Source organism: Pseudactinotalea sp. Z1748 (genome assembly GCF_049725185.1).
Classification (GTDB): Bacteria; Actinomycetota; Actinomycetes; order Actinomycetales; family Beutenbergiaceae; genus CALKWS01.
In genome coordinates, this window is the sequence record NZ_JBMPQB010000004.1 from 102084 (window position 1) to 124743 (window position 22660).

The 22660-nt window shown below is 70.1% G+C and carries 21 protein-coding genes; 13 read left to right on the forward strand and 8 right to left on the reverse strand.

Annotated features, from left to right (window positions below):
* Nucleotides 1–27 precede the first annotated feature (27 nt).
* From nusA to dapB, 12 genes are all read left to right on the forward strand, one after another.
* Complete coding sequence (gene nusA, locus ACO0LU_RS10505; RefSeq protein WP_424791314.1) at nucleotides 28–1074, forward strand: transcription termination factor NusA; 1047 nt, start codon at nucleotides 28–30, stop codon at nucleotides 1072–1074.
* A 38-nt stretch (nucleotides 1075–1112) separates the two neighbouring features.
* Nucleotides 1113–1418, forward strand: a complete 306-nt coding sequence (locus ACO0LU_RS10510) for a YlxR family protein (RefSeq protein WP_424791531.1) — start codon at nucleotides 1113–1115, stop codon at nucleotides 1416–1418.
* A 57-nt stretch (nucleotides 1419–1475) separates the two neighbouring features.
* Nucleotides 1476–4229 (forward strand): translation initiation factor IF-2, encoded by a 2754-nt coding sequence (gene infB, locus ACO0LU_RS10515; RefSeq protein WP_424791315.1) that lies wholly within the window; start codon nucleotides 1476–1478, stop codon nucleotides 4227–4229.
* Nucleotides 4230–4312: 83 nt separating this feature from the next.
* Nucleotides 4313–4792, forward strand: a complete 480-nt coding sequence (rbfA, locus tag ACO0LU_RS10520; RefSeq protein ID WP_424791316.1) for a 30S ribosome-binding factor RbfA — start codon at nucleotides 4313–4315, stop codon at nucleotides 4790–4792.
* Entirely contained in the window at nucleotides 4792–5715 is a 924-nt protein-coding gene (gene truB, locus ACO0LU_RS10525) for a tRNA pseudouridine(55) synthase TruB (protein ID WP_424791317.1), read from the forward strand. The genes rbfA and truB overlap by 1 nt, the downstream gene beginning before the upstream one ends.
* An 11-nt stretch (nucleotides 5716–5726) precedes the next feature.
* Nucleotides 5727–6227 (forward strand): SixA phosphatase family protein, encoded by a 501-nt coding sequence (locus tag ACO0LU_RS10530; RefSeq protein ID WP_424791318.1) that lies wholly within the window; start codon nucleotides 5727–5729, stop codon nucleotides 6225–6227.
* Between the two features lie 148 nt (nucleotides 6228–6375).
* Nucleotides 6376–7371, forward strand: a complete 996-nt coding sequence (locus ACO0LU_RS10535; RefSeq protein WP_424791319.1) for a bifunctional riboflavin kinase/FAD synthetase — start codon at nucleotides 6376–6378, stop codon at nucleotides 7369–7371.
* Between the two features lie 163 nt (nucleotides 7372–7534).
* Nucleotides 7535–7804, forward strand: a complete 270-nt coding sequence (gene rpsO / locus ACO0LU_RS10540; RefSeq protein ID WP_424791320.1) for a 30S ribosomal protein S15 — start codon at nucleotides 7535–7537, stop codon at nucleotides 7802–7804.
* A 197-nt stretch (nucleotides 7805–8001) separates the two neighbouring features.
* Entirely contained in the window at nucleotides 8002–10239 is a 2238-nt protein-coding gene (locus ACO0LU_RS10545) for a polyribonucleotide nucleotidyltransferase (RefSeq protein WP_424791321.1), read from the forward strand.
* A gap of 7 nt (nucleotides 10240–10246) precedes the next feature.
* On the forward strand, nucleotides 10247–11623 hold the full coding sequence (locus ACO0LU_RS10550; RefSeq protein WP_424791322.1) for a M16 family metallopeptidase: 1377 nt from the start codon (nucleotides 10247–10249) through the stop codon (nucleotides 11621–11623).
* Nucleotides 11620–12147, forward strand: coding sequence for a GNAT family N-acetyltransferase (locus ACO0LU_RS10555; protein WP_424791323.1), 528 nt, complete (start codon nucleotides 11620–11622; stop codon nucleotides 12145–12147). The genes ACO0LU_RS10550 and ACO0LU_RS10555 overlap by 4 nt, the downstream gene beginning before the upstream one ends.
* 63 nt (nucleotides 12148–12210) lie before the next feature.
* The gene (gene dapB / locus ACO0LU_RS10560; RefSeq protein ID WP_424791324.1) at nucleotides 12211–12963 is read left to right on the forward strand and encodes a 4-hydroxy-tetrahydrodipicolinate reductase; all 753 of its coding nucleotides are present in this window, start codon (nucleotides 12211–12213) and stop codon (nucleotides 12961–12963) included.
* 9 nt (nucleotides 12964–12972) lie between these two features.
* Here the strand turns inward: dapB and ACO0LU_RS10565 are convergent, their stop codons facing one another.
* From ACO0LU_RS10565 to ACO0LU_RS10595, 7 genes are read right to left on the reverse strand one after another with little or no spacing between them, the layout of a single operon-like run.
* Complete coding sequence (locus ACO0LU_RS10565; protein ID WP_424791325.1) at nucleotides 12973–13815, reverse strand: HpcH/HpaI aldolase/citrate lyase family protein; 843 nt, start codon at nucleotides 13813–13815, stop codon at nucleotides 12973–12975.
* Complete coding sequence (locus ACO0LU_RS10570) at nucleotides 13812–14324, reverse strand: MaoC family dehydratase (RefSeq protein ID WP_424791326.1); 513 nt, start codon at nucleotides 14322–14324, stop codon at nucleotides 13812–13814. Before ACO0LU_RS10570 ends, ACO0LU_RS10565 begins: the two co-directional genes overlap by 4 nt.
* Nucleotides 14317–16296, reverse strand: a complete 1980-nt coding sequence (locus ACO0LU_RS10575; protein WP_424791327.1) for an acetyl/propionyl/methylcrotonyl-CoA carboxylase subunit alpha — start codon at nucleotides 16294–16296, stop codon at nucleotides 14317–14319. Before ACO0LU_RS10575 ends, ACO0LU_RS10570 begins: the two co-directional genes overlap by 8 nt.
* An 8-nt stretch (nucleotides 16297–16304) precedes the next feature.
* Nucleotides 16305–17846 (reverse strand): carboxyl transferase domain-containing protein, encoded by a 1542-nt coding sequence (locus ACO0LU_RS10580; RefSeq protein WP_424791532.1) that lies wholly within the window; start codon nucleotides 17844–17846, stop codon nucleotides 16305–16307.
* Between the two features lie 59 nt (nucleotides 17847–17905).
* Nucleotides 17906–19279, reverse strand: a complete 1374-nt coding sequence (locus tag ACO0LU_RS10585) for a dihydrolipoamide acetyltransferase family protein (protein WP_424791328.1) — start codon at nucleotides 19277–19279, stop codon at nucleotides 17906–17908.
* On the reverse strand, nucleotides 19276–20280 hold the full coding sequence (locus ACO0LU_RS10590; protein ID WP_424791329.1) for an alpha-ketoacid dehydrogenase subunit beta: 1005 nt from the start codon (nucleotides 20278–20280) through the stop codon (nucleotides 19276–19278). Before ACO0LU_RS10590 ends, ACO0LU_RS10585 begins: the two co-directional genes overlap by 4 nt.
* Nucleotides 20277–21386, reverse strand: coding sequence for a thiamine pyrophosphate-dependent dehydrogenase E1 component subunit alpha (locus ACO0LU_RS10595; protein WP_424791330.1), 1110 nt, complete (start codon nucleotides 21384–21386; stop codon nucleotides 20277–20279). Before ACO0LU_RS10595 ends, ACO0LU_RS10590 begins: the two co-directional genes overlap by 4 nt.
* Nucleotides 21387–21561: 175 nt before the next feature.
* Between ACO0LU_RS10595 and ACO0LU_RS10600 the strand changes: the two genes are divergently transcribed.
* Nucleotides 21562–22032, forward strand: coding sequence for an Lrp/AsnC family transcriptional regulator (locus tag ACO0LU_RS10600; RefSeq protein WP_424791331.1), 471 nt, complete (start codon nucleotides 21562–21564; stop codon nucleotides 22030–22032).
* Nucleotides 22033–22066: 34 nt separating this feature from the next.
* Here the strand turns inward: ACO0LU_RS10600 and ACO0LU_RS10605 are convergent, their stop codons facing one another.
* Complete coding sequence (locus ACO0LU_RS10605; protein WP_424791332.1) at nucleotides 22067–22609, reverse strand: N-acetyltransferase family protein; 543 nt, start codon at nucleotides 22607–22609, stop codon at nucleotides 22067–22069.
* Between the last annotated feature and the right edge of the window lie 51 nt (nucleotides 22610–22660).

Below are 22660 nucleotides of genomic sequence, written 5' to 3' on the forward strand. Positions count from 1 at the left end.
TCGAGGTTTTCTGGAAGGAGTGTCGGCATGGACGTGGACATGAATGTCCTGCGGATGATCGAGCGGGAGCGCGAGATCAGCCTGGACGTACTGGTGGGGGCGATCGAGCAGGCACTGGAGTCCGCCTACCACCGCACCCCGGGGGCCCTGGCGGACGCCCGCGTGGAGCTGGACCGCAGCAGCGGCCACGTGACCGTCTATGCCCGGGAGCGGATCGAGCGCGAGGTCCCGGCGGATCCCGCGGAGCAGAACCAGGAGGACGGCGCGCCCGCCGAGGCCTACCCGTCCGGCCCTGGGTACGACCTGGGCCCGGAGTTCGACCACACCCCGGACAACTTCGGGCGGATCGCCACCGCGACCGCCCGCCAGGTGATCATGCAGCGCCTGCGGGACGCTGAGGACGACCAGGTGCTCGGGGTCTTCCGCGGCAAGGAGGACGAGGTGATCGCCGGCATCATCCAGCAGGGTCGGGACCCGCGGATGGTGTTCATCGACGTCGGCGGGGTTGAGGCGGTACTGCCCCCGCACGAGCAGGTGCCAGGAGAGGACTACACCCACGGCACCCGGATCCGGGCCTATGTGCTCGATGTCACTCGCGGGCCGAAGGGGCCTTCGATCACGGTCTCGCGCACCCACCCGAACCTGGTGCGGCGACTGTTCGCCCTGGAGGTCCCGGAGATCACCGACGGATCGGTGGAGATCTCCGCCCTGGCCCGGGAAGCAGGGCACCGCACCAAGATGGCCGTGCGCTCCACCGTGCCCGGCCTGGGCGCCAAGGGAGCCTGCATAGGGCCCATGGGACAACGTGTCCGGGCGGTGATGGCGGAGTTGCAGGGCGAGAAGATCGACATCGTCGACTACTCCGACGACCCGGCCGAGTTCGTGGCCAGTGCGTTGTCACCGGCGCGGGTCTCCAGTGTGGAGATCGTCGATGAGCAGGCCCGTTCCGCCCGCGTGGTGGTGCCCGATTACCAACTCTCGCTGGCGATCGGCAAGGAGGGGCAGAACGCCCGCCTGGCGGCCCGGCTGACCGGCTGGAAGATCGACATTCGACCGGACGAGCCGGGGGAGTAGTACACTTGTCGACGGGCTTGGGACCGGTTCGCACGTGTGTGGGGTGCCGGGAACGGGCCCCGCGGTCCGACTTGGTGCGCTTGGTGCGGGATCGATCGATTGCGGCCCAGGCCGTGATCGTGGATCCGGCGGCACGCGTGCCGGGCCGAGGTTGCTGGGTGCATCCGCATTCTGGTTGCCTGGACCGTGCCGTGCGAAAGCGAGCGATCTCCCGGGCCCTGCGTCTGAGTGAACCAGTAGTTTTGGACGCTGTTCTGGAGTGGTTCGCCGCACATGAACCGTTGATCAGTCGAACAGAGAGCGGGTCGACACACTATGGGAACCCGATGAGTCCCCAGCGATGAGTACGAACCACTAACAGCGGTCCACCCTGTCCTGGGCGGGCCGAGGACAGGAGAGATGTGGCCAAGGTCCGCGTCCACGAGCTCGCTAAGGAGCTCGGCGTCGACAGTAAGTCCGTCATGGCGAAGTTGAGTGAACTCGGCGAATTCGTCAAGTCGGCATCGTCCACGATCGAACCGCCCGTGCAGCGCAGGCTGCGCGAGGCGTTCCCCCCGCCGCCAGAGGGGGAGAAGGCGGAGCCCAAGCCCGCCAAGACCAAGGCGGCACCCAAGGCTGCGCCGAAGCCGGCGCCCAAGCCCAAGCCGGCACCCGAGCCCGAGCCGCAGCCCGAGCCGCAGCCCGAGCCGGAGCAGGCCAAGCCCGCCCAGCCGGAAGCGACCGAGCCGCAGGAGAGCCCGCAGGCACCGGCGGCCAGTAAGCCCGCACCGCCTCGACCCACCCCCGGCCCCAAGCCCGGGGCCCGTCCGGGTAACAACCCGTTCGCGCCCTCCCAGGGCATGCCCCGTCCCGGTGGCAGGGGTGATGCGCGCCCCGGTGGTCCGCGCGGTGGTGGCCAGCGGCCCGGGGGCGGCGCACCGCGTCCGGGTAACAACCCGTTCGCGCCCTCCCAGGGCATGCCCCGTCCCGGTGGCAGGGGTGATGCGCGCCCCGGTGGTCCGCGCAGTGGCGCCGGCGCGGGTTCCGACACCCGCGGCCCGCGCCCCTCGCCCCAGATGATGCCTGGCAAGAGCGCCGTCGGACGCCCGGGTGCACCCGCCCGGGGCGGTGGCGGCGGCGGTCGTGGCCGTGGTGGCGGTCCCGGCGGTGGCCCTGGTGGTCCCGGCGGTGGTCCGCGTAGTGGTTTCGGCGGCCGTCCTGGCGGCCGGGGCGGTCGTGGTGGAACGCAGGGCGCGTTCGGTCGCGCCGGTGGCCGTCCGGCCCGGAGCCGGAAGTCCAAGCGCGCCAAGCGCCAAGAGTTCGAGCAGCAGTCCGCTCCGTCGCCGGGCGGCGTCCAGGTACCCCGTGGTGACGGCAGCACCGTCATCCGGATCCGTGCGGGTGCCTCGCTGAGCGACTTCGCCGACCGGATCGACGCCAACCCGGCGTCCCTGGTCACGGTGCTGTTCCACCTTGGCGAAATGGCCACGGCCACGCAGTCCCTGGATGAGGACACCTTCGCCACCCTGGGCGCCGAACTCGGCTACGTCATCGAGATCGTCTCCCCGGAGGAGGAGGACCGTGAATTGCTCGGTTCCTTCGACATCGACCTGCAGGCCGAGGAGGAGGGCGAGAGCGAGGAGGACCTGGAGCCCCGCTCGCCGGTGGTGACCGTGATGGGTCACGTCGACCACGGTAAGACCCGGTTGCTGGACGCGATCCGGCAGATCGAGGTCAGCGCCACCGAGGCCGGTGGCATCACCCAGCACATCGGTGCCTACCAGGTGCACACCGAGCACGAGGGTGAGAACCGTGGCCTGACCTTCATCGACACCCCTGGTCACGAGGCGTTCACCGCCATGCGTGCCCGTGGTGCCAAGGTCACCGATATCGCGATCCTGGTGGTCGCGGCGGACGATGGCGTGATGCCCCAGACGGTTGAGGCGATCAACCACGCCCAGTCCGCAAACGTGCCGATCGTGGTCGCGGTGAACAAGGTGGACCTGCCCGACGCGAACCCGGACAAGGTCCGCTCCCAGCTCACCGAGTACAACCTGGTGGCCGAGGAATACGGCGGTGACACCATGTTCGTGGAGGTCTCGGCACGTGAGGCCACCGGTATCGATGACCTGCTCGAGGCGGTCCTGCTGACTGCCGATGCGGCGCTGGAACTGACGGCTAATCCGGACAAGGACGCCCGCGGAGTGGCGATCGAGGCCAAACTGGACCGCGGTCGCGGTGCGGTGGCCACGGTCCTGGTCCAGTCGGGAACCCTTGCCGTGGGCGATGCGATCGTGGCGGGCACCTCCTACGGGAGGGTGCGTGCCATGTTCGACGACCACGGGGAGAACCTGGACGTGGCGCTGCCCTCGATGCCGGTCCAGGTACTGGGGCTGACCTCGGTGCCCAGCGCGGGAGACACCTTCCTGGTGGCCCCCGATGACCGCACCGCCCGGCAGATCGCCGACAAGCGCGAGGCCGCCGAGCGGGCCGCTACCCTGGCCAAGCGTCGCAAGCGGATCTCCCTGGAGGAGTTCACCCAGGCTCTGGAGCAGGGCAAGGTGGAGACCCTCAACCTGGTCATCAAGGGCGACGTCTCCGGTGCCGTGGAGGCGTTGGAGGACGCCTTGCTCAAGATCGACGTGGGCGAGGAGGTCGCACTGCGGATCATCCACCGCGGTGTGGGTGCGATTACCCAGAACGACGTGAACCTGGCTACCGTGGACAACGCGGTGATCCTGGGCTTCAACGTGCGTCCGGACGACCGGGTCAACACCCTGGCCGACCGGGAGGGCGTGGAGATCAAGTACTACTCGGTCATCTACTCCGCTATCGAGGACATCGAGGCGGCCCTGAAGGGCATGCTCAAGCCCGAGTACGTGGAGGTCCAGCTCGGCAGCGCCGAGGTGCGGGAGATCTTCCGCTCCTCCCGGGCCGGCAACATCGCCGGGTCGATCGTGCGCTCGGGAATCATCCGGCGCAACGCCAACGCGCGGCTGCTGCGCGATGGGGTGGTCGTCTCCGACAACCTCACCATCAACTCCTTGCGCCGGGAGAAGGATGACGTCACCGAGGTCCGCGAGGGCTTCGAGTGCGGTATCGGACTGGGCGCCAAGGACATCCAGATCGGTGATGTGATCGAGACGTTCGAGACGCAGGAGAAGCCCCGCGCCTGAGGTACCACACCATGGGCCGGGCGGCACCGGAATCGGTCGCCGTCCGGCCCGTGCCCGCAGGACGACCGTAGTGAAGGAGTTCCATGAGCGACAACGCCCGCGCCCGTAAGGTCGCTGATCGGATCCACGAGGTGGTCGCCACCCTGCTGGACACCCGGATCAAGGATCCGCGCCTGGGCTTCGTCACCGTGACCGACGTGCGCGTGACCGGTGACCTGCAGCAGGCGACCGTGTTCTACACGGTGCTGGGCGAGGATGCCGACCGGGAGGCCAGTGCCGCCGCACTGGCCTCGGCGCGCGGGCTGATCCGCTCCGAGGTGGGTCGCCAACTCGGCATCCGACTCACCCCCAGCATCGAGTTCGTCCCCGACGCACTGCCGGAGACCGCCGCGCACCTGGAGCAGGCCCTGCGCGAAGCCGCGGCCAAGGACGCCGAGCTGGCGCGTCGTCGGGAGGGCGCCACCTTCGCCGGCGAGGCCGACCCCTACCGCGCCCCGGCCGAACCGGTCGAGCAGGCCGAACGGCAGAGCGTGCCGACCGCGGATGAGCCCGCGCAGGACTGATGGTGGACGACGGGCTGGTCCTGATCGACAAACCTCCCGGGTGGACCAGCCATGATGTGGTGGCGCGGGTGCGCCGCCTGGCCGGCACCCGCAAGGTCGGCCACGCGGGCACGCTGGACCCGATGGCCACCGGCCTGCTGGTGCTCGGCATCAACCGGGCCACCCGGTTGCTGACCTACCTGGTGGGTGCGGACAAGGAGTACACCGCCACCATCAGGCTCGGTCAGGAGACCAGCACCGACGACGCCGAAGGGGAGATCACCGCCGGGCCCGGCCGCGCCGACGGCACCGCGGAGGCCATCCCCGCAGCGATGGCAGCACTGACCGGCGCGATCGAGCAGGTGCCCAGCAGCGTCTCGGCGATCAAGGTCGATGGGAAGCGTTCCTACGCCCGCGTCCGCGCCGGAGAGCAGGTGGTGCTCGAGGCGCGCCCGGTGCACATCGCAGTCTTCGAACAGACCGGTCCGGCGATACCTGACCGGGCGCAGGACGGCACTGCCGTGCTCGACGTGCCGGTGCGGGTGGTGTGCTCCTCGGGCACCTACATCCGGGCCCTGGCCCGGGATCTGGGCGCGGCCCTGGAAACCGGGGGGCACCTGGTCGCGTTGCGGCGCACCAGGGTGGGTGGTTTCGGCCTCGCCCAGGCCCAGGAGCTGCCAAGCCCGGACGACGAGGGCGAGCACCACCTACAGGTGCAGGACCTGACCGCGGCGTGCTCCGCCGTCTTCGATGTGCTGGCGCTGCCCGAGCCGGCGGCCCGGGCGCTTCGCTACGGGCAGGCGATCGACCGACCCGCACCGAGAGGCCCGGAGGTCGCACAGGCACTCCCGCTCGCGGCGATGCACCCGGACGGGCACGTGGTGGCTCTCGTGCAGCGGCACGGTGAGCGACTGAAGCCGGTGCTGGTCCTGGACCCCGCCTGAAGGAGGCCAGCATGCACACACTGGTGTTGATCCGGCACGCCAAGTCCGACTGGTCGGTGCCGGTCAGCGACGTACAGCGACCGCTGACGGCGCGTGGGCGTCGCCAGGCGCCGGCCGTGGGCCGGTGGCTGTGTCAGCACGACGTGCGGCTGGATCTGGCGGTCGTTTCCCCGGCCACCCGGGCCAGCCACACGTGGGACCTGATCGACACCGCGATCGCCGAGGCCGGCGGGCCCGGCGCGGGGGAGGTGGTCTATGACGAGGATGCCTACACGTTCTCACCCCGCGCCCTGGCAGGGGTGATCGCAGGCCTTCCGGAGTCGGCGCGGACCGTTGCACTGGTGGGTCACAATCCCGCGCTGGAGGACCTCGTGGGTGAGTTCAGCGGCGACCGGATGCGCGTGCCGACGGCCTCGCTGGCAGTGCTGTCACTGCCGCGTTGGGACTCCTCCTCTGGCCGGCTCCTCGCCGCGGGCCGCCCGGCCGACGGGCCGCTGCCCTTGCCCCGGTAGGCCACGGTCAGGGCTCACCCGCCCGGGCGGGCCACCGGATCCGGAGTGAGGAGAAGCACGACGACGCACCCGGAGTTCCCGCGCGGGCGGAAGTGATGGCAGGCTAGCCTCGCACCGGTCCGGCAGTGGACCGCAGAAAGGAGCCAGGGTGCAGCGTTGGGACGGGATCGAGGCGATACCGGCGGGCCTGGATGCCAGTGTGGTGACGATCGGCAACTTTGACGGCGTCCACCGCGGGCACGGGGCCGTGCTGGAGGCGGCGGTCAACGTCGCCCGGGAGGCCGGGGCGATGGCGGTCGCGCTGACCTTCCATCCACACCCCGCCCAGGTGCACCGTCCCGAAGCGGCACCGGAACTGCTCACCGGACTGGCCGACAAGCTCGACCTGCTCGCCGAACACGGCCTGGATGCCACGTTGGTGATCGACTACACCCTGGACTTCGCCGCCCAGGACGCCTCGACGTTCGTCCAGCGCTACCTGGTGGACGCACTCAAGGCCAGGGCCGTCGTCGTCGGCGCTGATGTGCGCTTCGGGCGCGGCAACTCCGGGGACCGCACCACGATGACCGAACTGGGTCACCGGCACGGGTTCGACGTGCACGTGGTCCATGACGTCGCCGACCCGGGGGAGCGGCGCTGGTCCTCCACCTGGGTGCGCGAGTTGCTCGCGGCCGGCAACGTCGAGGCCGCCACTGAGGTGCTGGGCCGGCCGCACCGGATGCGCGGGGTGGTGGTGCGCGGTCATGCACGCGGGCGCGACCTCGGCTTCCCCACCGCCAACCTGGACGCCGACGCCAGCGGAGCGGTGCCCGCCGACGGGGTATATGCGGGTTGGCTGCTCCGTCGTCCCGGGGCCGAGACCGGCGAACGGATGCCGGCAGCGCTCTCGGTGGGGACCAATCCCACGTTCGACGGCCTGGTGCGCCAGGTCGAGGCCCATGTCCTGGGCCGCTGGGACCTGGAACTGTACGGCGAGGAAGTGGTGGTGGAGTTCAGCCACCTGCTGCGTCCCACGGTGCGGTTCGAGGGGATCGACGCCCTGGTACGCCAGATGCAGCAGGATGTGCGCGATGCCGCCGACCGGCTGGACGTGCCCGAACCGGACTACCCCACCCCGGAGCAGGTGCGGACCTGGACATCCTGAGCCGCCCGTGGTGTGGATCACCATGATCCGGCGCCACCACCTCGGTCACCACCGGCGGTGGGTGCTAGGCTGAGCGTTGCCGTCAGATCGGCCGCGGTTGTCCCATGCCCGGGTGAACCTGCCCCGGAGCTCCGCGCAACAACCCTGACAGAAGGAGATCCCTGTGGCCCTCGATGCCGCTGTGAAGAAGCAAATCATTGCCGACTACGCCACGCACGAAGGCGACACCGGATCCCCGGAGGTCCAGGTCGCCCTGCTCAGCAAGCGTATCTCGGACCTGACCGAGCACTCCAAGGAGCACAAGCACGACCACCACTCCCGTCGTGGTCTGCTGCTGCTGGTCGGTCAGCGCCGCCGGCTCCTGGGCTACCTGCGCGAGAACGACATCGAGCGTTATCGCGCCCTGATCGAGCGGCTCGGTCTGCGTCGATAGCAACACCGCCGGTCCGGACCACACCAGGTCCGGACCGGTTGCCGTGTCACGGGCGCCGTAGAGGCGCAACAACTCAATACATCAGTCAAACCCCACCGGGCCCCAGATGGTCCTCGGTAGTGGCCTCCGGAGCGGCGCTCCGTGGGCCTCGATCGATGGCCGCCGGGAGCCCGGCGAACACCGAAGGAGGGCACCCCATGGAGGGACCCGAAATCCAATTCGAGCAAGCCGTCATCGATAACGGCTCGTTCGGCACCCGCACCATCCGGTTCGAGACCGGACGTCTGGCCAAGCAGGCCGGTGGCGCCATCACCGCCTACCTGGATGAGGACACCATGGTGCTGTCCACCACCACGGCCGGGCGCCACCCCAAGGACCACTTCGACTTCTTCCCCCTGACGGTGGACGTCGAGGAGCGTCAGTACGCTGCCGGGAAGATCCCCGGTTCGTTCTTCCGCCGGGAGGGCCGCCCCTCCACCGAGGCGATTCTTGCCTGCCGACTGATCGACCGGCCGCTGCGCCCGCTGTTCGTCAAGGGCCTGCGCAACGAGGTCCAGGTGGTCGAGACAGTCCTGGCCATCCACCCCGACGACACCTACGACGTGCTGGCGATCAACGCCGCCTCGCTGTCCACCCAGATCTCCGGTCTGCCGTTCTCCGGCCCGGTCGGCGCCGTGCGGATCGCGCTGATCGACGGCCAGTGGGTGGCCTTCCCGCGCTACTCCGAACTGGAGCGCGCGGTGTTCTCCATGGTCGTGGCCGGGCGGATCGTCACCGGAGCCGATGGCAACACGGACGTGGCCATCGCCATGATCGAGGCCGAGGCCACCGACAACGCCTGGACCCTGATCTCCGAGTCCGGTGCCACCGCTCCGACCGAGCAGGTCGTGACCGAGGGGCTGGAGGCGGCCAAGCCGTTCATCCGTCAGCTCGCCCAGGCCCAGTTGGACCTGGCCGGCCGGACGGCGAAGGAGACCCAGGAGTACCCGCTCTTCCCCGACTACGCCGACGACGCGTTCCAGGCCGTGCAGGCCCGGGCCGCCGGCCGGCTCGAGGAGGCACTGTCCATCGCGGGCAAGGCCGAGCGCGAGGACCGCATCGATGCCGTGCGGGATGAGACCGTGGCGGCCCTGCAGGGTGACTTCGAGGGCCGCGAGAAGGAACTGTCCGCGGCCTTCCGGGAGTTGACCAAACTGACGATCCGCCGCCGGATCCTGACCGACTCCTTCCGTATCGACGGACGTGGGCTGCAGGACATCCGCACCCTGTCCGCCGAGGTTGAGGTCCTGCCCCGGGTGCACGGCTCGGCGCTGTTCGAGCGCGGGGAAACCCAGATCCTGGGCGTGACCACCTTGAACATGCTCAAAATGGAGCAGCAACTGGACACCCTGTCTCCGCAGACCCGCAAGCGGTACATGCACAACTACAACTTCCCGCCGTACTCCACCGGTGAGACCGGCCGGGTGGGCAGCCCCAAGCGCCGGGAGGTCGGCCACGGTGCGCTCGCCGAGCGGGCCATCCTGCCGGTGCTGCCGGCACGGGAGGAGTTCCCCTACGCCATCCGGCAGGTCTCGGAGGCGCTGAGTTCCAACGGGTCCACCTCGATGGGGTCGGTGTGCGCCTCCACGCTGTCGCTGCTGAACGCCGGTGTGCCGCTGCGCGCCCCGGTGGCCGGTATCGCGATGGGGCTCGTCTCCGACACCGTGGAGGGTGAGACCAAGTACGCCGCGCTGACCGACATCCTCGGCGCCGAGGACGCCTTCGGCGACATGGACTTCAAGGTCGCCGGCACCAAGGAGTTCATCACCGCCATCCAGATGGACACCAAGCTCGACGGCATTCCCGCCTCGGTGCTCTCCGGCGCCCTGAGCCAGGCCCGTGAGGCCCGGTTGCACATCCTGGACGTCATGGCCGAGGCCATCGACACCCCGGACGAGATGGCAGCGACCGCACCGCGGATCATCACCGTGACCGTGCCGGTGGACAAGATCGGTGAGGTCATCGGCCCCAAGGGCAAGATGATCAACCAGATCCAGGACGACACCGGCGCCGACATCTCCATCGAGGACGACGGCACCGTGTTCATCGGTGCGGTGGACGGCCCCTCCGCCGAAGCCGCACGGCAGGCGATCAACGCCATCGCGAACCCGCAGATGCCCGAGGTGGGCGAGCGGTTCATCGGCACGGTCGTCAAGATCACGTCCTTCGGTGCGTTCGTGTCCCTGACCCCCGGCAAGGACGGACTGCTGCACATCTCCCAGGTGCGACGCCTGGTGGGTGGCAAGCGGATCGACTCCGTGGAGGACGTCCTCGGCGTGGGCCAGAAGATCCAGGTCGAACTGGCCGAGATCGACCCGCGCGGGAAGCTCTCCTTGCACGCGGTGGTCGAGGACGAGGATGGCCAGGCCGACGAGGCGACGTCGGGGCAGGACTGAACCGAACGTGGCTGATCTGGTGCTCGGCCCGGGCGGAACGCCCGGGACCGAGATCTCCCTGCAGGCCGAGTCCGGCGCCCTGGTGCGCCGCTCGGTCCTGCCCGGAGGAATCCGGGTCCTGACCGAGGCGGTCCCGGGGCAGCGTTCGGCTGCCCTGGGCGCCTGGGTCGCGGTGGGGTCGCGCGATGAGGAGACCGGGCACCACGGTTCCACCCACTTCCTCGAGCACCTGTTGTTCAAGGGCACCCCGCGGCGCAGTGCGCTGGACATCGCGGCCGCCTTCGATGCCGTGGGCGGGGAGGCCAATGCCGCCACCGGCAAGGAGCACACCTGCTACTTCGCCCGGGTGCTGGATGCGGACCTGCCGATGGCCACCGACGTCATCCTGGACATGGTCACCTGCGCCGGGTTGTCGGAGGCCGAGTTCGAGAACGAACGCGGTGTGATCCTCGAAGAACTGGCGATGAACGAGGACGACCCACTCGACGTGGCGCACGAGACGTTCGCTGCCGCCGTCTTCGGTGCCCATCCGCTGGGGCGGCCGATCGGGGGTACACCGGAGACGATCCGGCAGCTCCCGCACCAGGCGGTGCTGGACCACTACGAGCGTACCTACGTTCCGTCCGAACTGGTGATCACCGCGGCTGGTTCGGTGGATCACGAGCAGATCTGCACCCAGGTTCTCGGTGCCGTGCAGGCCGGCGGCTGGCCCATCGAGGCCGGGGCAGCACCGGCATCGCGCCGTTTCGCCGGGCACACCGGTGCGCTCCCCACCGCCGGAACGGCCACCACGGTGCGGCGCAGCACAGAGCAGGCCAACGTCATCCTGGGTGGCGTGGGTCTGCGAGCCGGTGATGACCGCCGGTTCACGCTCGCGGTGCTGAACGCAGTGCTGGGTGGGTCGATGAGTTCACGGCTGTTCCAGGAGATCCGCGAGAAGCGCGGCTTGGCCTACTCCACGTACTCCTTCGCCACCGGTTACACCGAGACCGGTGCGTTCGGTCTGTACGCCGGATGCACCCCGGCCAAGGTCGCCGAGGTCAGCGCGCTGCTGGAGTCGGAGTGGGCCTCTTTGGCCACCAACGGGATCTCCCAGGAGGAACTGGACCGTGGGATCGGGCAGATCTGCGGTTCGATGGTGCTCGGCCTGGAGGACTCCGGGTCCCGCATGGCCCGCCTCGGCCGGGCAGAGATCAGTCTGGGAGAGTTGCACCTGATCGAGGACACCCTGGCGAAGATCCGCTCGGTCACGGCCGAGCAGGTACGCACACTGGCCTCCGAGTTGTACGCGCGACCGCGCCACCTCGTGGTTGTGGGTCCCTTCGCCGAGGACGTCGCCGGCCCCGCACTCGCCCAGGCCGCCGCCTCCCGACCGGCACGATGACCGGGGTCGCTCCCGAGGAGTTGGTCCTGCGACCTCCCGGGCCCCGGGACGAGGCGCCGGTGCGCCGCGCCGCGAGCGAGGTGGACTCCGAGCGCTTCACGTTCCTCCCCGGGGCGGACCGCCCGTGGGATGAGATCCTGCGAGTCCTCGACTCCGAGCGCAGGGGCGTGAACCTGGCACCGGGACGGGTGCGGGCGGACTATCTGCTCGCCGTCGTCGGCCCCGACGTCGTCGGGCGCACCTCGATCCGGTACGAACTGAACGACTTCCTGCGCCAGGTCGGCGGGCACGTCGGCTACGCCGTGTGCCCGGCGTTTCGTCGGCGCGGTTACGCCACCAGGATCCTGGAACTGTCCCTGGGGGAGTTGCGACGGGCGGGCGTGCAGCGGGCACTGGTCACCTGTGATGACGACAACGCGGCCTCGGCCGCGATCATCACCCGGTGCGGCGGCGTCCTGGAGGACATGCGCCGGGAGTGCCCCGGCGTGGTGGCGAAGCGGCGGTACTGGATCGACCTGGGCTGAGTGTCGACCCCACGACCTGGCACGGTGGACGACGGCGATGCGCGTCTTACTACGATGGTCACCATGGGCGAGGCAATCAGGGTGGCAGTGATCGGCGCGGCCGGGCGAATGGGCGCGACCGTGTGCGAGGCGGTCGAGGGTGCCGAGGGGTTGGACCTGGTACACCGCCTGGATGCCGGCGATGATCTCGGCCAGGTGGCACCGGAGTCCACCGACGTGGCCGTGGACTTCACCGTCCCGGACGTCACCGAGCAGAACGTGCACACCCTGATCGACCAGGGCGTGCACGTGGTGGTGGGCACCACCGGCTGGACACAGGAGTCACTGGGCCGGGTGCGCGAGCACCTCAGTGAGCGACCTGGAGTCGGGGTGCTGATCGCCCCGAACTTCGCACTGTCAGCGGTCCTGGCGATGCGCTTCGCCGCCCAGGCCGCCCGGTACTTCGAATCGGCCGAGGTGATCGAGCTGCACCACCCCGACAAGGTTGATGCCCCCTCCGGCACCGCGGTGCATACCGCGCAGGGCATCGCCGCTGCCCGCACCGAGGCCGGCCTGGACCGGGCACCCGATGCCACCAGTTCGAGCCTGGACGGCGCCCGTGGTGCCGTGGTGGACGGTGTACACGTGCATGCGGTCCGGTTGCGGGGACTGGTGGCCCACGAGGAGATCCTGTTCGGCAATCCGGGTGAGCAACTGAGCATCCGGACCGACTCTTATCACCGGTCCTCGTTCATGCCCGGGGTGCTGCTGGCGGTGCGCCAGGTGGCCGACCATCCGGGCCTGACCGTGGGCCTGGACGACTACCTCGCCCTCTAGGAGACCTATTCACCCCCGCGAGGCGAGCAGCCGGGCATGGCGAAGGATGGGTTCGTCGACCATGGCGCCCTCGAACCGGAAGGCGCCGGTGCCCGCTTCCTCGGCGGCGGTCAGGAGGCGGTGGGCCCAGTCGAGTTGCTCAGCGGTGGGGGCGTAGGCAGAGCGGATGGCGCGCACCTGATCCGGGTGGATACAGGCGGTGGCGGTGAAGCCGCTGGCAGCGGCATCGAGAGCGTCGGCGTACTGCGCGTCAGCATCGGCAATATCGGTGCGGATCGCGTCGATCGCGCCGCGCCCGTGCGCCCGGGCCGCCAGCAGCACGGCGGAGCGGGCGTGCCGGGCCACGTCCCGGTAGGTGCCGGACTGATGCCGGCAGGAGGTCCCGCCGAGGGAGGCGATGAGGTCCTCCGCACCCCACATCAGCGCCACCACACCGGTCTGAGCGGCCAGTTCCGGCGCCGCCAGCACCCCGCGGGCGGTCTCGCACAGGGCCACCACCGACACCGCCGGAAGCGCAGCGACCACGGTCGCGATGTCGTCGGGGTGTTCGACCTTGGGCAGCATCACGTACCGCACCCCGGTGCCGGCCAGTGCGTCCGCGTCCGCCGCGAAATCCTCAGTGCCGCAGGCGTTGAGACGCACCACGGTTCGCCTGACGTCGAAGTCGGCGGCCGCGACGGCGGCACGGGCCGCCGGTTTGGCCTCGGAGGCCACCGCGTCCTCCAGGTCGAGGATCACCGCATCGGCCCGCTGCGCGGCCTTGGCGAACCGGTCGGGGCGGTCGCCGGGGCAGAACAGCAGGGCCGGGCCCAGCGCGAAGGGTTCGACGGCGCCGGATGCCGCGGTGCTCACGGCTCCTCCTGGTACATCAACGCGTTGCGCACCGCCCGGGCCACGATATCGCCGTGTTGGTTGCGCCCGGTGTGGATGAACGTCACGATCGCCTGACCCGGGCGGGATCTCGAGGCTCGGATCGCGTTCACCTCGGTCTCCGAATACAGCGTGTCGCCGTGGAACAACGGGTGCGGGAAGGTCACCTCGGTGAAGCCGAGGTTGGCTACCAAGGTGCCCTGTGTGAGGTGGGAGACCGAGGCGCCGACGATCGTGGCCAGGGTGAACATCGAGTTCATCAGCCGCTGGCCGAATTCGGTACTCTCGCTGAATGCGGCGTCCAGGTGCAACGCCTGGGGGTTCATCGTCATCGTGGAGAACAACGTGTTGTCCGCTTCGGTCACGGTACGCCCCGGTCGATGGGCGTAGACCGCCCCGATCTGCATCTCACCGGCATACAAGCCGCGCTGGACGAATCGCCGTCCGCCCTGATCGCTCGAGCCGGCCTCGGGCCGGTCGCCGTCAGTCATCATTGCCTTCTTCCTGAGCCTGAACCTGTGCCAGTTGCTGCCCGCGGGTTACCGTCTGCCCCCGTCGCACATGCAGGTGCACCACGCCGTGGGTGGGGGCCCGCAGCACGTGCTCCATCTTCATCGCTTCCACCGCCATCACCGGGGTACCGGCGTGCACCGGCGCTCCGTCCTGCACCAGGACCGCTACGACGGTGCCGGGCATCGGGGACTCCAGCGTGGGTACCGCCTCGGTGCTCCCGCTGCGGCGGGTGGGGGTGTGCATCTCGAACGCGCGGTCCCCGCCCGGTGTACTGATCCACACCACCCGGTCCCGGACGTGCCAGAGCAGCGGCCGCTGCCGGCCGTCCACCCGCACCGCTGCCTCGCGCAGACCGAGATCGAGCTTCGCCCCGTTCACCCGGGCGCGCGCATCGCGGGGCGTTCCGGTCAGGGCAACCCGCACGGGCTCGCTGCTGGAACCCGCAGAGGCGGCGAAGCGCACCACGAACGGCGCCTGCCCACCCAGTCGCCACCCCGACGGCGTGTGCCACAGATCCGGCTCACCCTGGGCGGTCGCTCCCTGGTGCAGGTGCTGCCACCGCACCAGCGCCGCCACCGCGTAATCGCTCGGGGTCGCCTCGGTCCGGGTGAGGTCGCCCAGGTGCCGTTCGATGAGCCCGGTGTCCATGTCACCGGCCACCACGTCCTCGTGCCCCAGCAGCGACCGCAGGAACGCGGTGTTGGTGACCACCCCGAGCACATGAGTGGCGCTGAGCGCCCGATCCAGCCGCGCCAGTGCATCCGGCCGGCTCGGGCCATGGGCGATCACCTTGGCCAGCATCGGGTCGTAGTCGCTGCCCACGTGCATACCGGCGATCAGTGCGTGGTCCACCCGCACCCCGTTGCCCCGGGGCATGGACACCCGCAGCACGTGCCCACCGGTCGGTAGGAACCCGGAGTCGGGATCCTCGGCGTAGATGCGGGCCTCGATGGCGTGCCCATGGATCACCAGGTCCTCCTGGGTGATGCCCACCGGCGCCCCGGCGGCGATGCGCACCTGTTCGGCGACCAGGTCGATTCCGGTGATGGCCTCGGTCACCGGGTGCTCCACCTGCAGCCGGGTGTTCATCTCCATGAAGAACGCCTCGTCGGGATCGGCCCCGGACACGATGAATTCCACCGTCCCGGCGCCGACGTAGTCCACCGCGCGTGCGGTCTCGATCGCAGCCCGCCCCAGGTGCTCGCGCTGCGCCGGGGTGAGCAGCGGACTGGGCGCCTCCTCGACCACCTTCTGGTGGCGCCGCTGCAGCGAGCACTCCCGCTCACCCAGGTGCACCACGTTCCCGTGGGTATCGGCCAGCACCTGCATCTCGATGTGGCGCGGGGTGGTGATGAACCGTTCCAGGAACAGGGAGTCGTCACCGAAGGCCCCACCGGCCTCCCGGCGCGCGGTGGCCAGTGCGCCCGGGAGGTCCGCAGGATCGTCCACCCGGTGCATGCCCTTGCCGCCACCACCGGCAGCCGGTTTGATCAGCAGCGGGAACCCGACCTGCTGGGCGCCGGCGACCAGTGCCGCATCGTCCAGGCCCGGCTCGGCCAGGCCGGGCACGGTGGCCACCCCGCGGGCCGCCACGGCGGCGCGGGCGGCGATCTTGTTGCCCATCGTCTCGATCGCCTCCGCACCCGGCCCGATGAACACCAGCCCGACCCGGGCGCAGGCGCGGGCGAAGCCGGCGTTCTCGGCCAGGAACCCGTACCCGGGGTGTATCGCCTGCGCACCGGCCCCGCGGGCGGCCGCCACGAGCGCATCGGCGTCGAGGTAACTGGGCACCGGCACCGCCCGAGTCGCCGCCCGCACGTGCGGGGCGTCGTCGTCGGCCTCGGTGTAGACCGCTACCGAGGTGATTCCCATCCGGGTGAGGGTGCGCATGATCCGTACCGCGATCTCGCCGCGGTTGGCCACCAGCACCGCATCGAACAGCCTTGTCATCGTCCCGGTCACATCCGGAAGATGCCGAACCGGGGCGGCGGCAGCGGAGTCCGGCTGATCACGTCCAGGGCCAGGCCCAGCACGGTGCGGGTCTGGTCCGGTTCGATCACCCCGTCGTCCCAGAGTCGGGCGGTGGCGTAGTACGGATTGCCCTGCGCCTCGTACTGCTGCGTGATCGGAGCGGTGAACCGGGCCTCCTCCGCAGCACTCCAGGTGCCGCCCGCACCCTCGATCTGGTCGCGTTTGACCGTGGCCAGAACCGCTGCAGCCTGCGCCCCGCCCATCACCGAGACGCGGGCGTTCGGCCACAACCAGAGGAACCGCGGATCATAGGCCCGCCCGCACATCGAGTACGTCCCGGCCCCGAACGATCCGCCGATCACCACGGTCAACTTCGGCACCCGCGTCGTGGCGACCGCGGTGACCATCTTGGCCCCGTCCTTGGCGATTCCGCCGCGTTCATACTCCGCGCCCACCATGAACCCGGCGATGTTCTGCAGGAACAGCAGCGGGATGCCGCGCTGGTCGCACAACTGGATGAAGTGGGCACCTTTGAGAGCGGACTCGCTGAACAGGATCCCGTTGTTGGCCACGATGCCCACCTGGTAGCCGTGGATCCGGGCGAACCCGGTCACCAACGTTGCGCCGTAGGTGGGCTTGAACTCGGCGAACGTACTGCCGTCCACCAGCCGGGCGATCACCTCGCGCACGTCATAGGCAGTGGTCAGATCCGTCGGCACCACCGAACTGACCGAATCGGCCGGCACCACCGGATCCCGCACCGGTTCGACCGGCCGGACGGTCTCGGCAACCGGGAGCGTGGCCACGATGTCACGGACGATGTCCAGGGCGTGCTCGTCGTCGTCGGCCAGGTGATCGGCCACCCCGGAGACCGAGGTGTGCATCTGACCCCCGCCGAGTTCCTCGGCGCTGACCTCCTCCCCGGTGGCGGCCTTCACCAGCGGCGGACCCCCGAGGAAGATGGTGCCCTGCTCGCGGACGATCACGGTCTGGTCGCTCATCGCGGGCACGTAGGCCCCGCCGGCGGTGGAGGAGCCCAGCACCGCCGAGATCTGGGCGATCCCGGCCGCGCTCATCCGCGCCTGGTTGTAGAAGATGCGCCCGAAGTGCTCACGGTCGGGGAAGACCTCGTCCTGCATCGGCAGGAAGGCACCACCGGAGTCCACCAGGTACACGCACGGCAGCCGGTTCTGCTCCGCGACGGCCTGGGCCCGCAGGTGCTTCTTGACCGTCATCGGGAAGTACGTGCCGCCCTTGACGGTGGCGTCGTTGGCCACGATCATCACGTGCCGCCCTGCGACCACAGCGATCCCGGTGACGATCCCGGCCGCGGGGGCCTCGTCGTCGTACATCCCGTGCGCGGCCAGCGGACTCAGTTCCAGGAACGGCGTGCCGGGATCGAGGAGGTGGTCGATCCGCTCCCTCGGCAGCAGTTTTCCGCGATCGACGTGCCGTTGCCGGGCGCGCTCCGACCCACCCATGGCGGTGCGGGCAGTCACCTCGCGCAACTCGGTGACCAGTTGCTCCATCGCCCGCGCCCGGTCCGCGGCGACCTCGGGCGCCACCGCCGTGCTCAGTACCTCCACGCTCACCCCATCAGTGCGATCGCCGGATCCGACAATACCGCCGTGATGTCGGACAGGAAGGCCGAAGCCTCCGCGCCGTCGAGCACGCGGTGGTCGAAGGATACGGTGATCGTGACCACCTGGCGCAGTGCCACCTGGCCCTGGTGCTCCCAAGGGCGGGTGCGGATCGCGCCGACCGCCACGATCGCACTCTCCCCGGGGTTGAGGATCGGTACCCCGGAGTCGACGTCGAACACGCCCACATTGGTCACGGTCAGGGTCGAGGACGTAAGTTCGGCCAACTCCGCCGACCCATCCCGCGCCCTGCTCGCCTGGGTGGCGATCTGCTCGGTGAGGGCCCGGGCGTCCAGGTCCTGGGCACCCTCCACGCCGGTCACCACCAGACCGCGGTCGGTGGACACCGCGATCCCGAGGTTGACGTGGCCGAACACCTCGATCCGGCCCGCGTCGGTATCGAAGTGGGAGTTCGCACTCGGTGTGGCGCGCACCGCCCGCAGGACGGCCCGGCACACCAGGGACAGGAACGACGGCGACCGCTCGCCCCGGGCCTGTTCGCGCACCCGGCGGAGCAGGTCCAGGGTGGCGGTGACGTCGATGGTGGACTGCACGCTGGCGTGCGGTGCGGTGAAGGCCGAGTCCGTCATCGCCTGCGCGGTGTGCTTGCGCAGCCCACTGACGGGGATGAACGTGGAGCCGGGTGCGGCCGGGCCGGTGGGGGCGTCAGCCCGCCCGTCCGGTTCCGGGCCCTGGCCGGCGGCGCGCTGCACATCGGCGCGCAGCACGAGCCCGTCGGGTCCGGACCCGGTGACGGCGCGCAGGTCCACCCCGAGCCGGCGGGCCAAGGCGCGGACCGGGGGCATCGCCGGCGGGGTCGGCCCGGCCGGCTCCTCGCCGCCGTCGTCCTCGCCCCGGTACGGCGTGGTCTCGAATGTGCGACGGCGGCGCGCCGGGCGCGCATCACCGGTCACCTTGGGCCCGTACCCCACCAGGACCGACTGGCGCTCGATTGCGGGAGTCTGCTCAGCCGGCGCGCTGTCCGCCGTCCCGGTCGGTACTGCCTCGGCATCTCCTGCGTCGGCCTCGCCCGGCTCCTCGGCCACCGGCGCGTCCGCGCCCGGGTGTGCCTCGTCGTCGGCACCGTTCACGTCGAACTCGACCAGCGGGGCCCCCACCGCCACGGTCTGCCCCGGCTCGGCGTGCAGGGTGGCGATCCGGCCGGCATAAGGGCTCGGTAACTCCACCACCGCCTTGGCGGTCTCCACCTCGGCGAGGATCTGGTTCAGTTCCACCTCATCTCCCTCGGCGACCAGCCAGGTGACGATCTCGGACTCGGTCAGACCTTCGCCCAGATCGGGCAGTCGGAAGGTGGACCTCATGCCGGCACCCCCTGACCGCTGCGGGAGTGTCTGCGCCCGAGGGTGCGGTCCACCGCGTCCAGGAGGCGGTCGATCCCGGGCAGGAAGACCTCCTCCAGGGCCGCCGGCGGATACGGGGTGTCGTACCCGGTGACCCGCTCGGGGCGCGCCTGTAGGTACTCGAAGCAGTCCTCCACGGCACAGGTGATCACCTCCGAAGCGACCGAGAAACTGCCCGCGGCCTCATGGGCCACCACCAGGCGGCCGGTGCGCCGCACGCTCGCCGCCACCGTAGCGCGGTCGATCGGGGAGATGGCGCGCAGGTCGATCACCTCCAGGCTGATGCCCTCGTCGCTCGCGGCGATCGCGGCGTCCAGGGCGGTGGCCACCGTCGGACCGTAGGCCACCACGGTGGCGTCCCGCCCGGGCAGCACCACCTGGGCGGTCTCCAGGTCCGCCTCGGCTCCGGGGTCCACCTCCCCCTTGGTCCAGTACCGGGCCTTGGGCTCGAGGAACAGCACCGGATCGTCCGAGGCTATTGCCGCACGCAGGGTCTGGTAGGCCTCTTGCGGGCTGGCGGCGGTCACCACGCGCAGGCCCGCCGTATGCGCGAAGTAGGCCTCGGGGGACTCGGAGTGGTGTTCCACGGCACCGATGCCGCCGCCGTAGGGGATCCTGATCGTCAGGGGCATGCGGACCGTGCCGCGGGTGCGGTAATGCAGCTTGGCCACCTGCGCCACGATCTGGTCGAAGGCGGGGTAGACGAACCCGTCGAACTGGATCTCACACACCGGCCGCAGCCCTGCGTAGGCCATCCCCACCGCGGTCCCGATGATGCCGGACTCGGCCAGCGGGGAGTCGATCACCCGTTGCCGGCCGAAGTCGCGCTGCAGGCCGTCGGTTACCCGGAACACCCCGCCGAGGGCGCCGATGTCCTCACCGATCAGCACCACCGAGTCATCGGCCTCGAGCCGCTCCCGCAGGGCCGCGTTCAGGGCGCCCGCCAACGTCATCGTGGTCATGAGCCCTCCGGTGCCAGCGAGGCCTCGAGGAGTTCGGCCTCGCGGCGCTGGCGGCGCAACGGGGCGTGCTCGCTGGCATAGACCTGCTCGAACAGGGTGTGCGCGGGCGGCGGGGTCATCGTGGTGATGGCCGCGCGCAGATCCTTGGCCACCGCGTCGGACCGGATCCGGGCTTCAGCACGGATGGACTCGATCGGTGCGCCGGTGCTCTCCAGGTGCGATTCCACCCGGGCGATCGGGCAGCGCGCGGCCCAGTGCTCCAACTCCGCCTGGTCGCGGTAGCGGGTCGGGTCGTCGCTGGTGGTGTGCGGGCCCATCCGGTAGGTGACCGCCTCGATGAAGGTGGGACCGCCCCCGCTGCGGGCCCGGTCGGCGGCGATTCGGGTTGCTGCCCGCACCGCCAGCACGTCGTTGCCGTCCACCCGCAAGGAGGGGATGCCGAACCCGGTCGGCCGCAGGGCCAGGGGAACCCGGCTCTGCACCGCGACCGGTTCGGAGATGGCGTACTGGTTGTTCTGGCAGAAGAACACCACGGGGGCGTTGAAGGCAGAGGCGAAGACCAGACCCTCGTTGAGGTCTCCCTGGCTGGTGGCACCGTCACCGAAGCAGGCGATGGCGATCTCGCTGCCGCCGGCGCCGGTGATCGCCATCGCGTAGCCGGCGGCGTGCAGGGCCTGGGCACCAATGATGATCTGCGGGGTGGTCATGTGACGTCGGTGCGGGTCCCACCCGGAGAAGGTGGTGCCGCGCCAGACGCTGAGCATCTCCGCCGGCTCCACGCCGCGGCACCAGGCCAGTGCCTGCTCGCGGTAGGAGGAGAAGATGAAGTCGTCGTCGTTGATGGCCCGGGCCAGCCCGATCTGGGCGCCTTCCTGGCCCAGCAGCGGGGGCCACAGACCCAGTTCACCCTGACGCTGCAGCGCGACCGCCTCGGTGTCGATCCGGCGCACGATGGACATGTCGATGAACAGGTCGGTCAGGACCGTCTCATCGATATCGCCCAGGTGGGGGTCGAGCAGTTCATTCGCTGTGCGGGTGCCATCGGGTGCGAGCACCTGCAATGGTTCCTTCAAACCCTCCACGAGCGAGGAATCCGGTGGAGACATCGTTGTCGACATGGTGAGAACCTCCATGATCCCGGGTGCCTTGTGGGCGCCCCAATGCGGCCAGGTCCAGCCTTGGTTCGACGGTACTCCTGTAGGGCATTAGGTGCAATCTGTAGCGGATCAGTTGAGCATAATGTTCAGTATGTCCCGCAGTTGCGCGCTATGATTGGTCATTATGGTCACTGTTGATGACACCGACCGACGGATCCTGCTCGCGATGACCGCCAATCCCCGCGCCACCATCGTGGCGATCGCGGCGGAACTGGGCCTGAGCCGCAACACGGTGCAGGCGCGGGTGCAGGCCCTGGAGGCCAGCGCTGCGCTGCAGGGCTTCGACCGCCGGCTGCACGCGGCGTCCCTGGGTTATCCGCTCACGGTGTTCATGGCCACCGAGGTGGATCAGCCCCGGCTGGAGTACGTGGTGGAGCAGTTGCGAGGTATCCCGGAGGTGGTGCAGGCGCACGGCCTGTCCGGCCGGGGCGACATCCTGGTGCGGTGCGTGTGCACCAACGCCGAGGACCTGTACCGGGTGAACAAACTGGTGCTGGCCTGCGACGGGGTGATCCGGACCGAGACGTGGCTGGCGATGGGTGAGTTGATCCCGTTCCGGCTCGCTCCGGTGCTGGAGCGCGACCTGCAGGACTGAGTGCGGGGCCGGCGGTGGGTGTGCCCAGGTGATCTCAGCCGTGCAGGTCGGCAGCCCAGGCATGCTCGCTCACCTGAGCCTGGCCCACCTGCAGCACCCGGCGAACCCCGATGGGGCCGAAGCCGGCGTCGGTGAGGAAGGCCTCACGCACCTCATCGCCCTCGACCAGCCAGATCCGGGTCTTGGCGGCGCCGGTGCCCTTGAGGACGTCGGTGCAGGCCGCCAGCAGGCGGGAGCCGTGCCCCTGGCGCAGGTGATTGGTGTCCACGGCCAGTTCCACCACCTCACCGGTCGGGTCGCCGTCGATCCCGGGGGCCAGGGCCGCGAACCCCACCACGAGCGGTCCGGCGGTAGCCGTCAGCACCCGGTGCTTGGGCGAGGGCGGGTCGGTGATCGCGCTGCGCCATGCGGCGGCGAAGTCGGTGGCATCGAGCCCGGCCAGGACCTGTTCGGGCAGATGGTCACGGTGCCTGGCCCGCCAGGAGTCGAGTTGGATGCGGCCGAGGTGGTCGGCGTCCTCGGCGATGGCCGGCCGCACCGAGACGTCGGCGGTCGGGCCGTGGGAGTGGGCAGTCATCACCGCTCAGGCTACCTCCTCGCCGACCGGCTCCCGGCCCGGCACTAATCT

Bases quoted from the DNA above. Each gene is read 5' to 3' on its own strand.
- ACO0LU_RS10555 (WP_424791323.1), top strand. From the start codon at position 11,620: ATGACCGGGGTCGCTCCCGAGGAGTTGGTCCTGCGACCTCCCGGGCCC.
- ACO0LU_RS10545 (WP_424791321.1), top strand. From the start codon at position 8,002: ATGGAGGGACCCGAAATCCAATTCGAGCAAGCCGTCATCGATAACGGC.
- rbfA (WP_424791316.1), top strand. From the start codon at position 4,313: ATGAGCGACAACGCCCGCGCCCGTAAGGTCGCTGATCGGATCCACGAG.
- ACO0LU_RS10570 (WP_424791326.1), bottom strand. From the start codon at position 14,324: ATGACTGACGGCGACCGGCCCGAGGCCGGCTCGAGCGATCAGGGCGGA.
- ACO0LU_RS10530 (WP_424791318.1), top strand. From the start codon at position 5,727: ATGCACACACTGGTGTTGATCCGGCACGCCAAGTCCGACTGGTCGGTG.
- ACO0LU_RS10590 (WP_424791329.1), bottom strand. From the start codon at position 20,280: ATGACCACGATGACGTTGGCGGGCGCCCTGAACGCGGCCCTGCGGGAG.
- ACO0LU_RS10575 (WP_424791327.1), bottom strand. From the start codon at position 16,296: ATGACAAGGCTGTTCGATGCGGTGCTGGTGGCCAACCGCGGCGAGATC.
- truB (WP_424791317.1), top strand. From the start codon at position 4,792: ATGGTGGACGACGGGCTGGTCCTGATCGACAAACCTCCCGGGTGGACC.
- ACO0LU_RS10580 (WP_424791532.1), bottom strand. From the start codon at position 17,846: ATGGAGCAACTGGTCACCGAGTTGCGCGAGGTGACTGCCCGCACCGCC.
- ACO0LU_RS10595 (WP_424791330.1), bottom strand. From the start codon at position 21,386: ATGTCTCCACCGGATTCCTCGCTCGTGGAGGGTTTGAAGGAACCATTG.
- ACO0LU_RS10600 (WP_424791331.1), top strand. From the start codon at position 21,562: ATGGTCACTGTTGATGACACCGACCGACGGATCCTGCTCGCGATGACC.
- dapB (WP_424791324.1), top strand. From the start codon at position 12,211: ATGGGCGAGGCAATCAGGGTGGCAGTGATCGGCGCGGCCGGGCGAATG.
- ACO0LU_RS10605 (WP_424791332.1), bottom strand. From the start codon at position 22,609: ATGACTGCCCACTCCCACGGCCCGACCGCCGACGTCTCGGTGCGGCCG.
- nusA (WP_424791314.1), top strand. From the start codon at position 28: ATGGACGTGGACATGAATGTCCTGCGGATGATCGAGCGGGAGCGCGAG.
- ACO0LU_RS10585 (WP_424791328.1), bottom strand. From the start codon at position 19,279: ATGAGGTCCACCTTCCGACTGCCCGATCTGGGCGAAGGTCTGACCGAG.